This is a genomic window from Actinobacillus lignieresii (assembly GCF_900444945.1).
Lineage (GTDB): Bacteria > Pseudomonadota > Gammaproteobacteria > Enterobacterales > Pasteurellaceae > Actinobacillus > Actinobacillus lignieresii.
The window spans coordinates 1322865-1339704 of record NZ_UFRM01000001.1 but is presented as its reverse complement, the minus strand read 5'-3'; the positions used below and the strand labels follow the sequence as shown (position 1 = coordinate 1339704).

17 protein-coding genes and 1 pseudogene are annotated in these 16840 nt (G+C 37.8%); 12 read left to right on the top strand and 6 right to left on the bottom strand.

Features of this window, described 5'->3' with window-relative positions; translation table 11 throughout:
* Nucleotides 1-47 precede the first annotated feature (47 nt).
* The gene (locus DY200_RS06120) at nt 48-659 is read right to left on the bottom strand and encodes an ACP phosphodiesterase (protein WP_172539912.1); all 612 of its coding nucleotides are present in this window, start codon (nt 657-659) and stop codon (nt 48-50) included.
* A 376-nt stretch (nt 660-1035) separates the two neighbouring features.
* On the opposite strand from DY200_RS06120, the gene DY200_RS06115 reads away from it, so the two are divergent.
* Genes DY200_RS06115 through DY200_RS06105 form a run of 3 tightly spaced genes read left to right on the top strand, consistent with a single transcriptional unit; the run spans nt 1036 to nt 4467 of the window.
* Complete coding sequence (locus DY200_RS06115; protein WP_244924190.1) at nt 1036-2145, top strand: DNA cytosine methyltransferase; 1110 nt, start codon at nt 1036-1038, stop codon at nt 2143-2145.
* A gap of 1 nt (nt 2146) precedes the next feature.
* Nucleotides 2147-4045 (top strand): ATP-binding protein, encoded by a 1899-nt coding sequence (locus DY200_RS06110; RefSeq protein ID WP_115587335.1) that lies wholly within the window; start codon nt 2147-2149, stop codon nt 4043-4045.
* Nucleotides 4042-4467, top strand: coding sequence for a very short patch repair endonuclease (locus tag DY200_RS06105; RefSeq protein WP_115587334.1), 426 nt, complete (start codon nt 4042-4044; stop codon nt 4465-4467). The genes DY200_RS06110 and DY200_RS06105 overlap by 4 nt, the downstream gene beginning before the upstream one ends.
* Nucleotides 4468-4569: 102 nt before the next feature.
* Here DY200_RS06105 and DY200_RS06100 read toward each other — a convergent pair whose 3' ends face one another.
* Nucleotides 4570-5187 carry a MarC family protein gene (locus tag DY200_RS06100; RefSeq protein ID WP_005601708.1) on the bottom strand — a complete coding sequence of 206 codons (618 nt, stop codon included), beginning with the start codon at nt 5185-5187 and terminating at the stop codon, nt 4570-4572.
* Between the two features lie 153 nt (nt 5188-5340).
* Nucleotides 5341-6003 (bottom strand): NAD(P)H-dependent oxidoreductase, encoded by a 663-nt coding sequence (locus DY200_RS06095; RefSeq protein WP_005604960.1) that lies wholly within the window; start codon nt 6001-6003, stop codon nt 5341-5343.
* A gap of 277 nt (nt 6004-6280) precedes the next feature.
* On the opposite strand from DY200_RS06095, the gene DY200_RS06090 reads away from it, so the two are divergent.
* From DY200_RS06090 to DY200_RS06070, 5 genes and pseudogenes are all read left to right on the top strand, one after another.
* Nucleotides 6281-7180, top strand: coding sequence for an NAD(P)-dependent oxidoreductase (locus DY200_RS06090; RefSeq protein WP_280523264.1), 900 nt, complete (start codon nt 6281-6283; stop codon nt 7178-7180).
* 220 nt (nt 7181-7400) lie between these two features.
* Nucleotides 7401-8525 (top strand): AAA family ATPase, encoded by a 1125-nt coding sequence (locus DY200_RS06085; protein ID WP_115587331.1) that lies wholly within the window; start codon nt 7401-7403, stop codon nt 8523-8525.
* Nucleotides 8518-8892 carry a hypothetical protein gene (locus tag DY200_RS06080; RefSeq protein ID WP_115587329.1) on the top strand — a complete coding sequence of 125 codons (375 nt, stop codon included), beginning with the start codon at nt 8518-8520 and terminating at the stop codon, nt 8890-8892. Before DY200_RS06085 ends, DY200_RS06080 begins: the two co-directional genes overlap by 8 nt.
* A 27-nt stretch (nt 8893-8919) precedes the next feature.
* Entirely contained in the window at nt 8920-9303 is a 384-nt protein-coding gene (locus DY200_RS06075; protein ID WP_115587327.1) for a hypothetical protein, read from the top strand.
* Nucleotides 9304-9464: 161 nt separating this feature from the next.
* Nucleotides 9465-10798 (top strand): annotated as a pseudogene (locus DY200_RS06070) (IS3 family transposase).
* A 46-nt stretch (nt 10799-10844) separates the two neighbouring features.
* On the opposite strand, the gene DY200_RS06065 reads toward DY200_RS06070, so the two are convergent.
* Entirely contained in the window at nt 10845-11882 is a 1038-nt protein-coding gene (locus tag DY200_RS06065; RefSeq protein ID WP_115587326.1) for an LLM class flavin-dependent oxidoreductase, read from the bottom strand.
* Between the two features lie 80 nt (nt 11883-11962).
* Nucleotides 11963-13024, bottom strand: coding sequence for an NADH:flavin oxidoreductase/NADH oxidase (locus DY200_RS06060; protein ID WP_115587324.1), 1062 nt, complete (start codon nt 13022-13024; stop codon nt 11963-11965).
* Between the two features lie 90 nt (nt 13025-13114).
* On the opposite strand from DY200_RS06060, the gene DY200_RS06055 reads away from it, so the two are divergent.
* The gene (locus tag DY200_RS06055; RefSeq protein ID WP_115587322.1) at nt 13115-14014 is read left to right on the top strand and encodes a LysR family transcriptional regulator; all 900 of its coding nucleotides are present in this window, start codon (nt 13115-13117) and stop codon (nt 14012-14014) included.
* Between the two features lie 58 nt (nt 14015-14072).
* Here DY200_RS06055 and DY200_RS06050 read toward each other — a convergent pair whose 3' ends face one another.
* Nucleotides 14073-14927 carry an AraC family transcriptional regulator gene (locus DY200_RS06050; protein ID WP_115587320.1) on the bottom strand — a complete coding sequence of 285 codons (855 nt, stop codon included), beginning with the start codon at nt 14925-14927 and terminating at the stop codon, nt 14073-14075.
* Nucleotides 14928-15045: 118 nt separating this feature from the next.
* Between DY200_RS06050 and DY200_RS06045 the strand changes: the two genes are divergently transcribed.
* The 3 genes from DY200_RS06045 (at nt 15046) to DY200_RS06035 (ending at nt 16829) form a co-directional block, all read left to right on the top strand.
* Nucleotides 15046-15504, top strand: a complete 459-nt coding sequence (locus DY200_RS06045) for a ferritin-like domain-containing protein (protein WP_115587318.1) — start codon at nt 15046-15048, stop codon at nt 15502-15504.
* Nucleotides 15505-15514: 10 nt separating this feature from the next.
* Nucleotides 15515-16306 (top strand): HpcH/HpaI aldolase family protein, encoded by a 792-nt coding sequence (locus DY200_RS06040; protein ID WP_115587316.1) that lies wholly within the window; start codon nt 15515-15517, stop codon nt 16304-16306.
* 91 nt (nt 16307-16397) lie between these two features.
* Complete coding sequence (locus tag DY200_RS06035; protein ID WP_115587315.1) at nt 16398-16829, top strand: organic hydroperoxide resistance protein; 432 nt, start codon at nt 16398-16400, stop codon at nt 16827-16829.
* Nucleotides 16830-16840 lie beyond the last annotated feature (11 nt).

Below are 16840 nucleotides of genomic sequence, written 5' to 3'. Positions count from 1 at the left end.
TTAAATTTTACAAAAAATTTGCAAATTTTGACCGCTTGTTTGTGATTTTAGTTATTAAATTCTGTTAAGTATTTACGTAGGCTTTCCTGTTTGGTGTAGCTAAATTCTTGTATCGCCAATATTTCCAATTCTATATAGTGCTTTTTCAACACATTTCCTGTGGAGCGCAGTATCTCGCCTCGTGTGATACGTTGTGCCATTCCTGTAAATACTCGCTCAACTAAAAAATCAAAGTCAGCGTAGTGAGATAACGCTCGATTCTGTGCCAACCAATTAAATAGTGAAGAGAAGCCTTGTGGAAAAATTGATTGATATTGGACAATGTTATTCAAAATGTCGGTTTCAACTTGTGCCAGTTCTTGCCCAAACAAGCGGTTAAAATTTTTTGCGATAAAGTGGTCAATCACAATATCCGACACAATCCCTTTAAATCGCCCTAATTCTTCGGCAAGTAATGGATTGAGGAAATTTTCTCGCCGATCTGTCATGCTGTCGATCAAACGGTGTAACCTAACCCCGTTTTGAATATGGCTTGCCACCGCTAAATTCTCGATTCGTCCTTTATAAAAATCGCCGGCAAAATTACCGAATAAGGTACGGCTATTCGGTATTATTGTATCCAATTCAAAGGAAATCATACTGTGGGCAAGAAAGTTCATGGTGGTTTATTAGGGGTTCATTGATGATTAGCGAATGATAGCTTAGTAGGTAGAGAAAAGAAATTAGGAAAATAGATTAAAAAACAGGACTTGGAAAAGTGCGTTAGGTTTAGGAGAGTTTTTTATGGTAATAATATAATTTCATAGTAGGATTGAGTTCTATATCCGCCTGAATTTAGATTTAGTTATTTGACTGCAATTGGTCGTGATCCGAAATTTTAGGATAAGTGAATTTTGATTTAATTGACTTTAAGTTATTTAAGAAGACAACAGGGGTAATTTTTAACAATCAATGAGAAAAGAATCTTACTTGTTGTCTAGAATAGCTTCCTTATTAAAGGATATACGGTTATCATTTCCTGAAAAAGAAATAGCAATGTCATACAATTGGCATATAGAGTTTAATATGGTTGAAAATATGATGAAACAATTGAAAGCCGTTGATTTTTTCTGTGGCGGCGGGGGAATGAGTTACGGTCTACAAAAAGCGGGTATTCGAATACTTGCAGGGATCGATTACGAAATAAATTGTAAAGAAACTTACGAGACGAATATAAAAGGAGCTTCCTTTATTCATGCAAACGTTTTTGAATTAACGGAAAAAGAATTAGAAAAGACTCTAGATATTTCTAGAAAAGACGATAATTTGATTTTAGTCGGTTGTAGCCCCTGCCAATATTGGAGTGTTATTCGAACCAGTAAAGAAAAATCGGAAAAATCTAAAAGCCTACTGTCCGAATTTCAACGATTCGTTGAATATTTTGTTCCGGGATATGTTGTTGTAGAAAATGTTCCGGGGATTTTCACTCGTCAAGAAGAAAGCGGTCTGGATATTTTTGTGAGAAGATTGGAAGAATTAGAGTATACAGTTCATTTTGGAATACATAATACAAAGAACTACGGTGTTCCGCAAAGTCGTAAACGTTTCACTTTAATTGCGAATCGAGTGACTCAGGATAAATTAGAACCGTTGGAATTAAAAGGCAAAATATTAACAGTTCGCGATGTATTGGGAGAAGAAAACGGCTTTCCGAAAATTCCCGCAGGTCATCAGGATGAAAGCGAATATCTGCATAGTTGTGCAGGATTATCCGAAATTAATATGCAACGTTTGCGTTTAGTGCCTAAAGACGGCGGCACTCGCCTAGCTTTCGCTGATAGACCTGACTTACAACTTAAATGCTTTATTGGAAAAGATAACTACTTTAAAGATACATTCGGTCGTTTATGGTGGGATCAGCCTTCGCCTACGATTACAACAAAATTTTTCAGTATTTCCAACGGGCGTTTTGCTCATCCGGAAGAAGATCGGGCCTTGTCTTTACGTGAAGGAGCTACTTTACAATCCTTTCCTAAAGATTATGTGTTTAAGGCGAAGGGAAGGGAGGCTATAGCGCGATTAATCGGTAATGCCGTTCCGCCTAAATATGCCGAACAAATCGGTAAAGCGATTGTGAATAATTCAAAGAAATATATGGAGATATAAAATGACATCAGCTAATGATATTTTAGAAATGAAATTTGATCCTAATGTAATTACGCATTTAGGTATACAAATGTATTCTACTTTACCACCTGTCGTTGCTGAGCTTGTATCTAATTCTTATGATGCTGAAGCAGAAGATGTTAATATTTTCTTAAATGATAAAAGTGATGAAAAGTCAATTATCATTGAAGATAACGGACATGGGATGAGTTTTGAAGAAATTAATCAAAAGTTTTTAGTCATTGGTCGTAATCGAAGAAAGGAAGAAAAATCGGAAAAAAGTAAAAACGGTAAAAGGGATGTTATAGGGAAAAAAGGGATTGGAAAATTAGCGTTTTTTGGCATTGCTAATGAAATTACAATTTCAACAATTCAAAATTATAAGCAAACAACTTTTTTATTAGATTGGGAGGAAATGCAAAATCAAGAGAGTGAAAAAGGAACGTATCATCCAAAAATCTTAGATCATAAGAAGTCTGTAGATAAAGAATCCGGTACGATTATTAAGTTAATGAAAATTAAACGCAAGTCTAAGTTTGACGCAAAGGATTTAGCTCACTCTCTCTCCGCATATTTTCAAGTATTTAATGAGGAAGATTTTAATGTGTTTATTTATCATAACGATGATAATAAGAAATCTCCTTTTCCTGTTACTAATGATTTACGTTATGAGGGAATAGATACGTTAGTTACTTGGGAAAGTCCTTGGAATGAATTAAAGCTAAATAGTGATGAAGAAAAAACTTGTGAAAATTATCTGGAAAAAATAACGGGTAAGTTAATTGCCGGCGGTAGAGAGACTATTCCTGAAAAAATGCGAGGCGTAGCTTTATTTTCTCGAGGAAAATTAGTAAACAAATATTCATTTTACGGATTGTCTGCAACCAGTTTCGGTTATTCTTATATTACTGGTTGGTTAAATGTTGATTTTATCGAAGATTTTCCAGGGGATGTAATTTCGACGGATAGAGGTTCATTAAATTGGGAGTTGGATGAAACGAAAAGACTTGAAGAAGTTCTTCAAATAATGATTAAAAAATTATATAACTTTCAAAAAAGTAAACGAGAACAAGATAAACAAGAAAAAATTGAACGAGATCTCGGTATTAATTTTGAAGAATGGTATGCAACTTTGCCTAAACATGAGCGGGTATTAGCTAAAAAGATAATGAAGCAGATCGTTAATGCAGAAGGATTAGAGCCGGATAAAGCCAGAAGTTTAGTGCAATTTGTACAAGATTCTTATCAATTTGAATCTTTCAAAGAGCTTGCTCATGATATTGCTAATGATGATTTCCAAGAACCGGAAAAATTAATTGCTTTAATGAAAGAATGGCAACTTATTGAAGCCAGAGAATTTTATAAACTTGCAAAAGTTAGATTAGAAACGATTAATAAATTTGAAAACTATATTCAAAATAATGCAAGAGAAGTACCAACTCTTCATAATTTTCTAAAACAGTTTCCTTGGTTGTTAGACCCAAGGATTATGTCTTTTAGGGATGAAGTTACTTTTTCAACGCTATTACGGGAAAAATATCCTGATGACACCTTAAGTATTGATGATCGTAGAATTGATTTTTTATGTCAAAGATTTGCTGACAGTGTTTTCATTATCGAATTAAAGCGTCCTAAAAGTAAATTGAGTGATAAAGAACTGGATCAAGCCCTTGATTATGTAACATTTATTGAAGATCATTTAGGGAATGAAACAGGTACGAAAGTATGTTGTTATTTAATTGGAGAAAGATTGGTCCAAGATAAATCGGTAGAAAGAAAAGCTCGTTCGTATAGAAATGATGGAAATGTATATGTGAAAACATATTCCGAATTACTTGCAAATGCAAAGATGTATCATAATGAGTTTATTGACAAATATGAAGACTTAAAAAATAAATGACCGATATTTTCTCTCCTCAAAAACGTTCTGAAATAATGTCTAGGGTTAAAAGTAAAAATACTAAACCCGAGATAATTGTTAGAACGTTTTTATTTTCAATGGGTTTTCGTTATCGGAAAAACGATAAACGATATGCGGGAGTACCCGATATTCTCTTACCGAAATATAAAACGGCAATTTTCGTACACGGTTGCTTTTGGCACGGACATACTTGTGCTAAAGGTGGTTTACCTTCTAGCCGTACCGAGTTTTGGAAGAATAAAATCATGAAAAATAAAGAACGGGATGTAAAAAATATTCGATTACTTGAGGATTCGGGGATTCACGTTATTATTATTTGGGAATGCGAATTGAAAAATAAGACGTTACGTGAAAAACGTTTAGCTCGTTTAGTTAACGAAATAAAACATTATCGTGATTAAACAAAATAGTCTGCCTTTTTGCATTTTATATACCTATTTAAAAACAAGCGGTGGTAAATTACCTAAAAATTTACTACCGCTTCCGTTTATATTACTAGCAAATTAACTTGCTAAACCGAAGAATTGCTGAATCCCAACCAACAAGTTATTTACTGCAACGGCGGCGAGAATTAATCCCATTACGCGGCTGATAACTGAAGCACCAACACTGCCGATGACGTTTTGAATTTTACTTGCTACAAGAAGTAGGAAATAGGTAATGAGCAACACCGCTAACATAATCAGCGTGGTAATAAATTGATCCGTTAGGCTAAAGCGGTGATTATCGGTTAATAATACGATCGCCATCATTGCACCGGGAGAGGCGATAGACGGAACGGCAAGCGGATAAACCGCTAATTCGCTTAAGCTGGTTTGCATTTTGATCTCGTTTTCCGGTTTACCTTCGCCAAAAATCATAGTTAAAGCAAAGATCAAAAGTACTAAACCGCCGGCAATTTGGAAGGCGGAAAGCGGAATTTGCATCATTTCAAATAAGGATTGCACGGCAACTAAGAAGAAGAGCAAGATGATAGTGGCAATTCCGACCGCTTTTAAAGCGACTTTATTTCGTTCTGCTGCGGAAAGATGACTGGTTTTGGCTAAATAGACCGGAATAGAACCTATCGGATCAATCACCGCCCATAGCACCACAAACTGTACAATTAATGAATCAAACACAGTAAAACTCCAAATAAATCACTTAGTTATTCGTTAAAGTAACAGAATTTTCGATTTCGTCAAGGCGATAAAAGCAGTGTTTTTGGGTGGGGGAGGTAATAAGTAAAAACGGTATGAAATCAGAGGATCTCATACCGTTTAATGTATCAAAGATTATTTAATCCAACTTACGATTTCTTCGATCGGTTTACGTGATTTCGGTGCGATTTCACCGGCACGATAACCGAAAGTCGCCATTACGGAAACGCCGTATTCATTCGGATCGAATGCACCGGCTTCCGCAAGGATTTTATTCACCGCATCGTAGTTAAAACCCTCGATAGGGCAGCTATCGATACCGATCATCGCTGCACCGCTCATCATATTGCCTAAAGCGATATAGGTTTGTTTTGAGCACCAGTCGAATAACGCACGCTCGTTACCGGCAATCTTAATGTCTTCCACGTGGAATTGTTTGTATAACGCTAAAGTTTTTTCCATTTCTTCAGCAGTTAAACCACGCTGTTCCAACGCTTTTTTGAAGTATTCGCTATCGTGGCTTGCATTTTTCTTGGCAAGTAAAACCACTAAATGGCTTGCGGCGTCCATTTGTGCCGCCATACCCCACGCAACCGGTTTTAATTTGTTACGTAATTCTTGGTTTTGAATCACCACAAATTTCCATGGCTCTGAACCGACAGAACTTGGTGAAAGACGCGCTAACTCTAAAATATAAGCGAAATCTTCATCGCTGATTTTTTTAGAAGCGTCATAGTTACGTGTTGCACGACGATATTTAAATGCCGCTAAAACGTTTTCTTTTTCAATATTAAACATTGTTTTTTCCTTTTCTTTATAGGTTTGGATAACTTGCCGCAACAAGCTTATCCATATTATTTGCTTGGCTTAGTTAGTGCAATCGTTAAAGATGCGATAACTCTGCACAATTTCACATTTGCTTTCCGAGTAAAAAATAATATAAGAATGATTCTGAAGTTTAATGTATGCCAAGATATAAAATCTAATCATATTTTATTATATAGAATATAATTGAAATTTATGTTAGAAAGTCGCTTTTTAAGCGTTTACAACCTTAAAAAATAAGCTACAATCAATTAAATTTGTCCCACATCAGAAGGAAAATACTATGACAACAACATTTACACAAATTGGTTGGATCGGCTTAGGTCAAATGGGCGTACCTATGGTTAATCGTTTACTGGCGAATAATATCGATGTCAGCGTTTATAACCGAAATGCGGCGAAAAGTGCTGAATTTGCAGCAAAAGGTGCAAAAGTTGCCAGTTCGGTAGAACAATTAGTATCTGAAAACCAAGCGGTCATTTTAATGGTTTCGGACTATGCGGCGGCTGTAGATATTTTAAATCCGGACGTTTGTGCCAAATTGCAGGGTAAAGTTATCGTCAATATGAGTACGGTTTCACCAACCGAAAACTTAAAATTAAAAGTGTTGGTGGAAGAACACGGCGGTTTATTTGCCGAAGCACCGGTATCCGGCTCGGTTGTGCCGGCGACTAACGGTACTTTACTGATTTTATTCGGTGGACAAGAAGCGGTATTAAAACCGTTACAACCGGTATTTGACGTACTCGGTCAGCGTACTTTCCATTTTGGCGATGTGGGTAAAGGCTCCGGTGCGAAATTGGTACTGAATTCGTTACTTGGTGTGTTCGGCGAAGCTTATGCGGAAGCAATGTTAATGGGCGAACAATTCGGTATTAATTTAAATGATCTTGCTGAAGCGATTGGCGGATCGGCAATGAACTCGCCAATGTTCCAAACCAAAAAACCGTTATTGTTAGAAAAATCATTCCCGGCGGCATTTATGCTCAAACACGCAAGCAAAGATCTTAATCTCGCTTGCGGAGAACTGGAAAAAGCCGGCTTAACGTTACCGGCGATTGAAACCGTTGCCGCACAATATCGTGCTGCAGTAAAAGCGGATTTAGGTAGTCAAGACGTTTCGGGCATTTACTTACAATTAGCGAAATAATTGTTCTAATCTTAAAAAATGTTGTCAGATAAAGCTCTGATAGAGTTTTTTATTGTCTAAGCAGGTAAAGTTTGCAAACTTTTGCGAAATTGCCTGCTTTTTATATTAATTAATAGAAAAAATCATTCTTCCGTATTTTTTCTACGGGTAGTTGTGTTAGAATATAAAAAATTTATTTGTCAATACTTGACTTTTAGATTGTCTTATAAAGGTATTTGCTATGTTAAAAAAATTCTCTGTCTATAATTATCGCCAATTCAATGAAACATTAGAATTTGATTTAACGGCGAGTAATTATACATTTAATACGAATTGTATAAAACGAAATTTGGTAAAATTAGCTCTAGTTTATGGAGAAAATGGAGTAGGTAAATCTACGTTAGGTTGGGCAATTTTTGATTTAGTTTCGCATTTGACAGATAATGAAAACAACACACCAACAGAAAATATTCTAAATGCTTTTTCAAAAGAAAAATACGCTAATTTTAAATTTGAGTTTTCTTTTTTAGATGAATATGAAAAGAGTAAAGAGTTAGTGTATGAATATCAAAAAGATGAACGAAATACCTTGATTTCTGAAAAAGTAATGATTGGTGATGAATTAGTTTTAGATTATCAATTAAACCAACCTTTTTTTACTAACTTAACAGGTACAGAACATTTAAATAGAAATATTAACCCAGTGCAAAATTTATCTGCCATAAAATATATTTATAGTAATAGCAGTTTAGATAGAAGAAATTATAATAATGCCATTTTTAGTAAGTTTATGGATTTTGTTGGACATATTTTATATTTCAGGAGTGTTTTTGAAGGAAAAGTTTTTGCTGGATATAATAAGGGGCTAAATAATATAGAGCAAGATATTTTGACTAATGGAAATTTAAAAGGTCTAGAAACATTTCTTTCTGATTTTGGTTTAAATCTTCAACTTATTAATGTGAGACAGTTAAATAAGAGCGTTATTGGAGTAAAGATGGGAGATAAAGTTTTACCATTTTTTGATATTGTTTCTACGGGTACATTAAGTTTAACTTTCTTCTATTATTGGTGGCAAAGTATCAAAGAGAATAAAATTCCATTACTTTTTATTGATGAATTTGACTGCTCATATCATTTTTCATTATCAGAAAAAATGGTAGAAAAGTTAAAACAGCTACCCGATACACAAGTTATTTTAACAACGCATAATACAAATTTATTATCTAATGAGTTAATTCGACCTGATTGTGGGTTTGTGATTGATGGGAAGAAAATAAAATCGCTTAATCATTTAACTCAAAAAGAAATTCGAGAAGTTCATAACTTAGAAAAACTTTACCAAGCAGGGCATTTTAATGGGTAAAACTGAAATTGTCTTGATGATCACTGAAGGTGAAAAGCTAGATATTAGAATTTTGAAAAAATTAAAGTCTATTTTCTTACCCCAAAAAGAGGTTGAGATTTTTCCTATTTGTTTAAATATCTATAATTTATATAAAAAATTATCGGAAAATGATGGTTTTGGTTCAGATTTTATTGATGTTTTTTCTGTTATTAAGGAAATTATTCAAGAACAGCCAAGTAGCAATGATCCTGAGTTTCTTAAATTAAATCGTAATCAAATTAGTGAGATATTTCTATTTTTTGATTACGACGGACATGATACATTAGCAAGTAGATATCCGAATAGTATTGTTGATATGTTAGCACTATTTGATAATGAAACATAGAATGGAAAGCTCTATATCAATTATCCTATGGTTGAAAGCTATAAACACCCAATTGAAGAACAGTCAGAGGTAATTGATATTGTGGGTAAGGTTCATTATAAAACAAGTGTTGCAGAAATTTGTGAGAAAAGAACAGAACAAGTGACAAAGTTAAATAAAAATGATTGGTTAAGATTATTTTTACCACATTTGAAAAGTTCAAATGATTTGGTTAATGATATTTTTTCATTACCAAGAAATTATGTTGAAACTCAGGAAATATCTCAATCTTTAATTTATGCTAAACAAAATAAGAAACATATTGAACCAAATAACAAAATAATGGTTATTAGCTCATTTTCTTGGTTTCTTCTTGAGTATTTAGGGCAAAGCTTATTTGAAGAATGGGAGCGAATTGATCATCGAAATTAAAACATCTGAACATATATCTACTATTCAAACAAGTGCGGATAAGTTAATTTAGAAGTTTACATATCAATTAAGGCTAGGTTTTATAAAAAGCGACGTAAAAATTTTGATCTGCCCCCCAAAAGTTGGACTAAACCTCCAACGGATTAAGGTGCAGATTTTTTATGACTAAATATAACTCGCTATTCAAACAACAAGTCATCGAGTTTTATCTCCAAAATGATAAAAAACGTTTATTCACTCAACGACATTTTCAATTATCCAAGAAAACCTTAACTCGGTGGATTGCTCAATTTAATCACAACGGAATCAATGGACTAGCGGTGATGGGTAAGAAGCAAAAATATTCCCCCGAATTCAAATTAACCGTCATACAAGCGGTCAAAAAAGGGCAATTTTCTGCGGAAAGCGCCTCCCTTCATTTTGGTATTGCTAATTCAGGTTCGATTAGCCAATGGTTGCACATCTTTGAAGAACAAGGTATAAACGGCTTATTACCCAAACCAAAAGGTCGTCCGACAATGAAACCGAAATACCCGAAAATGCCTCCTCCACCTAAAACTGAAGAAGAACGCTTACGTTATCGTATTTTAGAGCTGGAAGCGGAGGTAGCTTACCTAAAAAAGCTGCGGGAGTTCAACCAACAAAAAATGCGGCAAAAGCAGCCATCGTAAAAACGTTGCGAGTGGATTTTCCCTTAGAAATCCTCCTCCCTTTGACGGGTTTAAAACGTAGTACGTTCTTTTATCACTTACCGCCTAAAATCGATAAAAATGCAGTGATGAGGCAGAAAGTGATTGAGATTTATTAGGATAATGATGGCAATTATGGCTATCGTCGTATTACGTTAAAGTTACGTGATTTTTTTGGTGCGATTAACCATAAGCGTATTCAAAGGATAATGCAACAGCTTGATTTAAAAGGGAAATGTAAGCAGAGGAAATATCGTTCTTATCAAGGTGAAGTGGGTAAAATTGCCGAGAATGTATTGCAACAGGATTTTCACGCAGACTCGCCAAATGAAAAGCTCGTAACGGATATCACTGAGTTTAAATGTGCGGAAGGCAAGCTCTATTTATCCCCCATTAAAGACTTATTTAATAGTGAAATTCTTGCTTATGATTTAGCAAGAAGCCCTAACTTTGAGCAAGTGATGCGGATGCTAAAGCAAGCGGTCGCAAAACTGCCTAAGGACGCTAAACCGATTTTACATTCCGACCAAGGCTGGCAATACCAGATGGCAGACTATCAAGAAATGCTGAGAAAACATCATATTAAACAAAGTATGTCGAGAAAAGGGAATTGTTTGGATAATGGGGCAATGGAAAGTTTTTTTGGGCGATTGAAAACGGAATGTTACTTTGGTAAGCGATTTGACACTTTCGAACAACTTGAGAAAGTGATTCACGAGTACATTCATTATTACAACAATGAGCGTATTCAAGTGAAATTAAAAGGACTGAGCCCTGTACAATACAGAACTCAGTCCTTAAATTAAATAGTCTAACTTTTTGGGGGCAGATCATTTACGACCGCTTTTTATATTACATACTCGCTACGATTTCTTTCAACAAGCGGTAAGATTTCGCTTGTTTTTGTTCATCGTATATATAAGTTACCGCCATAATTTCATCAATTTCCACTCGTTTAGCTAATTGTGTCAATTGGGTTTTAACCGTTGCTGGCGAGCCGACTAGCGTACAAGCGGTCATTTGTTCCACTACCGCTTTTTCTTGGTGGTAAATCTGCATTTCACGTAAATCGACCGGTCCGAAGTGCAACTCGTTTTCCGTGCGGTTAAAGTTTTGCCATACTTCCGCGTCATTTGCCATTGGCGGTTGTAAATTCTGTTGTGCGTTCGTCACGACATTAATAAAGAATTGCGTTTGGGTTGTCACCAGGCTTTGTGCTTCCGCATCGCTGTCCGACACAATCGCATTCACGCCCATAATCACATAAGGTTTTGCCAAATAGTCGGACGGCTTGAAATAACGGCGATAAATTTCGACCGCTTCCATCATCATTCGTGGTGCAAAATGTGCGGCAAATGCGTAAGGTAAGCCGAGTTCTGCAGCTAAATAAGCACTTTCGGTGCTGGAGCCTAAAATATAGAACGGGATATCTAAACCGGCGGCAGGGTAAGCGGAAACCGGATTAGTATTTTGGAAATAACCACGCAGTTCGGCAATTTCATCCGGAAATTCGAGGTGTTTTGCCCCACGGCGTAACGCGTTAGCAGTACGCATATCGGTGCCGGGCGCTCTGCCTAAGCCAAGTTGGACACGATTTGGATAAAGCGTAGCTAACGTACCGTATTGTTCCGCTACAATATAAGGACTGTGGTTCGGTAACATCACACCGCCTGAGCCGACCGCAATTTTGTTAGTATTAGCTAACGCGTGTTGAATCAGCAGAGCGGTCGCTGAACTAGCTAAGTTTTTCATATTATGGTGTTCGGCAATCCAATAACGTGCCAAATCCAGCTCTTCCGCCAGTTGTGCCAGTTTGATCATCGATTGCATCGCTTGTGCGTAGTCTTGTCCTTCACGCACTGGGACGAGGTTTAAAATAGAAAGTTGCATTGTGTGATAAATCCGAGTGTTACAAATAAGAAAAGCGGTGTAAAAAATACGACTTTTTACACCGCTTATACGAGAACTAATTACAGATAACCGCGTTGATATTGTGCCGGCACAAATTCAACACCGCTGCTGTTTGTCGCATTTTGTGCATATTGTACATTTAATACCCATTGCGGGTCACGTAATAACGCACGTCCAACCGCTACTAAATCCGCATCGCCAATCGCTAATACGTGATCAACCACATTCGCATCATCTAACATACCCACGGCAATGGTTGGTAAACCGGTCGCTTGTTTTACCGCACGAGCTAGATATACTTGATAGCCCGCATTAAATGGTGGATGTTTTCCTTCGGCTAACACACCGTCACCGCCGGCACTTACGTGCATACAATCCGCACCGGCTGCTGCAAAGCGTTTTGCGATTTCCACACCGTAATCTGCATCAAAACCGTCCGCACCGAATTCTTGTGCCGAAATACGTACGATTAACGGCATATCTGCCGGCATGACCGCTTTAGCCGCTTTAATTACTTGCTCACCGAATAAGAAGCAATCTTGACCGTATTCATCAGTACGTTGGTTTGATTTCGGTGATGAGAATTGGTGAATTAAATAACCGTGTGCGCCGTGAATTTCAATCGCATCAAAGCCGGCTTCCACTGCACGTTTTACCGCATCTTGGTAAGATTGAATCACATCTTGAATTTCCGCTTTGCTTAATTCACGAGGTGTTTTTAAATTCTGACCTGCATAATCTAATTCACCGTAATGAATTGCCGAAGGTGCAACCACATCATCGCAATCTTGCGCTTTACGACCGGCGTGACCAATTTGCACCGCAATTTTACTACCGTATTTATGCACGGAATCAACAATCGGTTTAAATGCATCACGTTGTTCGTCATTCCATAAACCTAAACAATTCGGCGTGATACGACCGTTTGGCGCAACGTTGGTCATTTCCACAATAATTAAGCCGACACCACCAATTGCACGGGCTGTGTAATGAACTAAGTGCCAATCATTCGGCACACCGTCTGTAGCCGAATATTGGCACATTGGTGGCATCACGATACGGTTTTTGAGTTCAAGATTTTTGAGCTTGAAAGGTGTTTGTAAATATCTAAATTTTGCCATGGGTCTAATCCTTTATGTCTAAAAAACGAATAGATCTTAATCAGCTAAAGATATAAAATCTAATCATAATTTTTTATATCAAATATAATTATGCGTGATATTAGAACTGTTGACTTAAATTTATTGAAAGCGTTTGATGCACTCTTACAAGAACGTAACGTAACCAAAGCGGCACAACGTTTATCCGTGACTCAGCCGGCAATGAGTGCAATGCTTAATCGCCTGCGTGACAGTTTTGGTGACCCGTTATTTGTGCGTGTACAACACGGGATTGAACCGACCGCCAGAGCCTTGGCATTAATGCCTTCGGTCAAGACTATTTTGGCGGAAGTAAATCGAATGTTGCGTCCGGTGGAATTTGATCCGCAAACAGCAGAAATGACGATTAATATTGCTTCCACCGATTACGGTTTGGAAGCAATCGGTACGCCTTTTTTAGCGCATTTAAAACAACTTGCGCCGAAAATTCGAGTGGCATTTTTACCGGCACAAGACGTGGATTTGTTAGCCCAATTTGAACAGGCGAGAATTGATATCGCCTTGGTTTCCACCCAACATATTCCGGCGGATTTACACAGCAAACCGTTGCTGACAGAACATTATGTTTGTGTGATGCGAGCAGATCACCCAATGGCAAATCAACCGCTCAATTTAGACAACTTTTGTGAATTGGATTTTGCAATGATGTCCTATGACGGCGGACAATTTTACGGTGTGTGCGATGAGGCATTGGCTAAACTCGGTAAAGCTCGTCGTGTGTCAGTCTCAGTCAATCACTTTTCTTTGCTACCGAATATCTTACGTAGCACAGACGTAGTGGCATTGATGCCATCACGTTTATCTCATAACTTTAGCGGATTGATTTGCAAAGAGCTTCCGCTTGAAGTACAGGGCTTTGCAATCCAAATGGCATGGCACGAACGCACCCACCAAGACCCAGCATATCAATGGATCAGAAATTTGTTGGTGGAGAGTTTGACGAAACAATAATTGACGAACGTATTTGCAAAAAATGAGGGAAATTAGACCGCTTGTTATCACTAATACACTAGCTCGCATCTCCTTTTGGGCTTACCCCAAAATGTCTTTTATATTCTCGGCTAAACTGACCTGGACTTTCGTAACCGACTTGGAAAGCAACGCTTGCGATATTGCTCTGTTTGGCTTGGATCAAACGTTGTGCAGCCAGTAAGCGGTGTGATTTTTGATATTGTAACGGCGACATATTGGTCATTTTTTTAAAATGCGAATGAAAGCCGGAGACCGACATTCCCGCCTGTTTCGCCAAATCATCCACCCGTAACGGCTCAGACAAATGTTGCTCGATCCAAAACGCAGTTTGGGCTATACGCTGGGTATGGCTTCCTTCATTAACGAGTTCTCTTAATTTTTGCCCTTGCTCGCTTTTTAGCAGAACATAGTAAATGTGTTGCTGAATAAGCGGCGCAAGAAAATCAATATCTTCCGGCGTTTTGAGTAAATCAATCAGATGCTCAAACTGAGCTAGCAAATTTTCTTCCAATTGCCACTTCAAAGAAACGGTCGATTTTGGCTGATTTTTTGCAATTTTGTTTGGGATGTGAGGCACGATACTTGCCACCATTTTCAGATCGATTTTCATCGTCATCATCAAATAGGGCTTTTCAGGGCTGGCTTCTACCACTTCCACCGATAACGGAACATTCACAGGGCAGAACATAAAATGTTGATTGCTGAATAGCGTACATTGATCGCCGATACAAATTTTTCGCTCGCCTTGCAACACAATACAAATGCGAGGTTCAAGAATTGTGTTCGCCACCGGTGTAGGGCGATCAGCGTGCTGAATCACAAGTCCATCAATCGGCGTTTGCCAAATTTGGTTTTTAGGCACAAGCGGTAATAATTTATCAATAATTTGCATATTTATAGAATTAGGCAAGTTGTTTGGAGAAATAATATACCTGTGAGATGAAAGTTATCATAAGATAAGCACAGTTTCAAACGCAATGAATTTATCGATGTGATCAAGGAGAAACAAAATGAAAGATGTACAAAAAACGATTGAGATTTTACAACATATTTCAACACAGCTCACCGCAAATGCGTTAAATCATCAAATGATGTCTCGTGTGTTTGCTAGTCAAGGATTTACCAAATTAGCAGAAAAATATGCGGAACACGGCGCGTCAGAATTAGATTTTATCGCTCAATTCCATAACCGTATTTTAGATTTAGACGGCGAACTTCGCCAAGATACAATTCCTGCACGCCAACTGTTCAACGATATTGAAGATTTCTTGGCGTATGATTTGAAAGCCTCGCAAGACGGCTTGCCAATCGTGGAAGACGTGTTAAATGCAGGTTATTTGGATATTACCACTTACGACCTTATCAAAGAATATTACAAAGATGAGGAAGAAGATTTGAACTGGACGAAGTCGCAAATTGACTTAATCCAAGCGGTCGGAAAACAAGTTTATTTAGCAAAAATGCTATAAGGAGCAAACAATGGCAATGGTAAAAGATTTCTTACATAACAACCTTAAACGTAACATTGAAGCGGGCAAAATGCAGTATGGCGTGGCGTTAGAAACCACCTCAGCTGATGTAGCAGAAGTGCTTGCGACTACTGATTATGACTGGCTTTTCATTGACGCTGAACACGGCCCGCACAACATTCAAACCATTTTAAACGTGGCTCGTGCGATTGCCCCTTACGAAATGACCCCAGTGGTGCGTGTGGGCGAGGCAACCGCTGGCACATTCAAGCAGTTAATGGATTCAGGGGTTCAAAATATCATCGTACCAATGGTGGAAAGTGGCGAAGAAGCGGCACAAATCATTCGTTGGGCGAAATATCCGGCTGAAGGCAAACGTGGTATGGGGGCTGGAGTAGTGCGAGCATCTCGCTTTGGGCGTATTCCTGATTACCAACAACGCATTGATGATGAATCAATGATTATGTTGCAAATCGAAAGCCTAAAAGGTATGGAAAATTTAGATGCTATTGCAAGCACAAAAGGCGTAGGCGCGATTTTCCTAGGCCCTGCGGATTTAGCGGTGGATATGGGATTAGGTCCGAATATTCTGCATCCGGACGTAGTGGCAAAAATGGAATATGCGATCAAGCGTATTCGTGAATTCGGCGTACCGGTGGGGACAATCGCCGCTACTCCGGAACAAGCGAAACACTATGCTGATCTTGGCGTATCGTTCTTTGCACTTGGGGCAGACACTGCTTTTCTTGCGAGTGCGGCAGATAGTACGGTTGCCGGTTTTAAAGCGAAATTAGAGAAATAGGCAAGAATTTTAAAGAAATGTGCTACCGCATTGGTGCATGAAAACCATAAAATAATCATCATTCAGACAACACTTCAACAAGGACAATATTATGAAAATTTTTTACAAAACATCAGCAACAGCAGTAGGCGGTCGTGACGGTCATACACGAGTAGATGACGGTTCACTCGGTTTAGATTTAGTTGGTTTCCAAAACGAAAGTGGCAAAGAGGGCGCTAACCCTGAACAGCTTTTCGCAATGGGCTATGCAGCGTGTTTTGATAATGCGATTATCCACGTTGCTCCAACACTGGGCATTAAACCGACTAAACACTCAACAACTGTTGGGGTGGGTATCGGTCAAAAACGGGACGGTGCATTCAGCTTTGAAATTGACATCACGATTACCGTGGAAGGAATTAGCTTAGAAGAAGCAAAAACTTTAATTGAAAAAGCACACTCAACTTGTCCATATTCAAATGCCACACGTGGCAATGTCGATGTACGTTTACACGTGAATGTGATGCAAACTTTTGACTTGTAATTAACAAGATG

Excerpts from the sequence above, each read along its gene's own strand:
- DY200_RS06055 (WP_115587322.1), top strand. The coding sequence starts at position 13,115 with ATGCGTGATATTAGAACTGTTGACTTAAATTTATTGAAAGCGTTTGAT.
- DY200_RS06050 (WP_115587320.1), bottom strand. The coding sequence starts at position 14,927 with ATGCAAATTATTGATAAATTATTACCGCTTGTGCCTAAAAACCAAATT.
- DY200_RS06105 (WP_115587334.1), top strand. The coding sequence starts at position 4,042 with ATGACCGATATTTTCTCTCCTCAAAAACGTTCTGAAATAATGTCTAGG.
- DY200_RS06060 (WP_115587324.1), bottom strand. The coding sequence starts at position 13,024 with ATGGCAAAATTTAGATATTTACAAACACCTTTCAAGCTCAAAAATCTT.
- DY200_RS06035 (WP_115587315.1), top strand. The coding sequence starts at position 16,398 with ATGAAAATTTTTTACAAAACATCAGCAACAGCAGTAGGCGGTCGTGAC.
- DY200_RS06065 (WP_115587326.1), bottom strand. The coding sequence starts at position 11,882 with ATGCAACTTTCTATTTTAAACCTCGTCCCAGTGCGTGAAGGACAAGAC.
- DY200_RS06040 (WP_115587316.1), top strand. The coding sequence starts at position 15,515 with ATGGCAATGGTAAAAGATTTCTTACATAACAACCTTAAACGTAACATT.
- DY200_RS06120 (WP_172539912.1), bottom strand. The coding sequence starts at position 659 with ATGAACTTTCTTGCCCACAGTATGATTTCCTTTGAATTGGATACAATA.
- DY200_RS06110 (WP_115587335.1), top strand. The coding sequence starts at position 2,147 with ATGACATCAGCTAATGATATTTTAGAAATGAAATTTGATCCTAATGTA.
- DY200_RS06115 (WP_244924190.1), top strand. The coding sequence starts at position 1,036 with ATGTCATACAATTGGCATATAGAGTTTAATATGGTTGAAAATATGATG.
- DY200_RS06080 (WP_115587329.1), top strand. The coding sequence starts at position 8,518 with ATGGGTAAAACTGAAATTGTCTTGATGATCACTGAAGGTGAAAAGCTA.
- DY200_RS06045 (WP_115587318.1), top strand. The coding sequence starts at position 15,046 with ATGAAAGATGTACAAAAAACGATTGAGATTTTACAACATATTTCAACA.
- DY200_RS06085 (WP_115587331.1), top strand. The coding sequence starts at position 7,401 with ATGTTAAAAAAATTCTCTGTCTATAATTATCGCCAATTCAATGAAACA.
- DY200_RS06095 (WP_005604960.1), bottom strand. The coding sequence starts at position 6,003 with ATGTTTAATATTGAAAAAGAAAACGTTTTAGCGGCATTTAAATATCGT.
- DY200_RS06075 (WP_115587327.1), top strand. The coding sequence starts at position 8,920 with ATGGTTGAAAGCTATAAACACCCAATTGAAGAACAGTCAGAGGTAATT.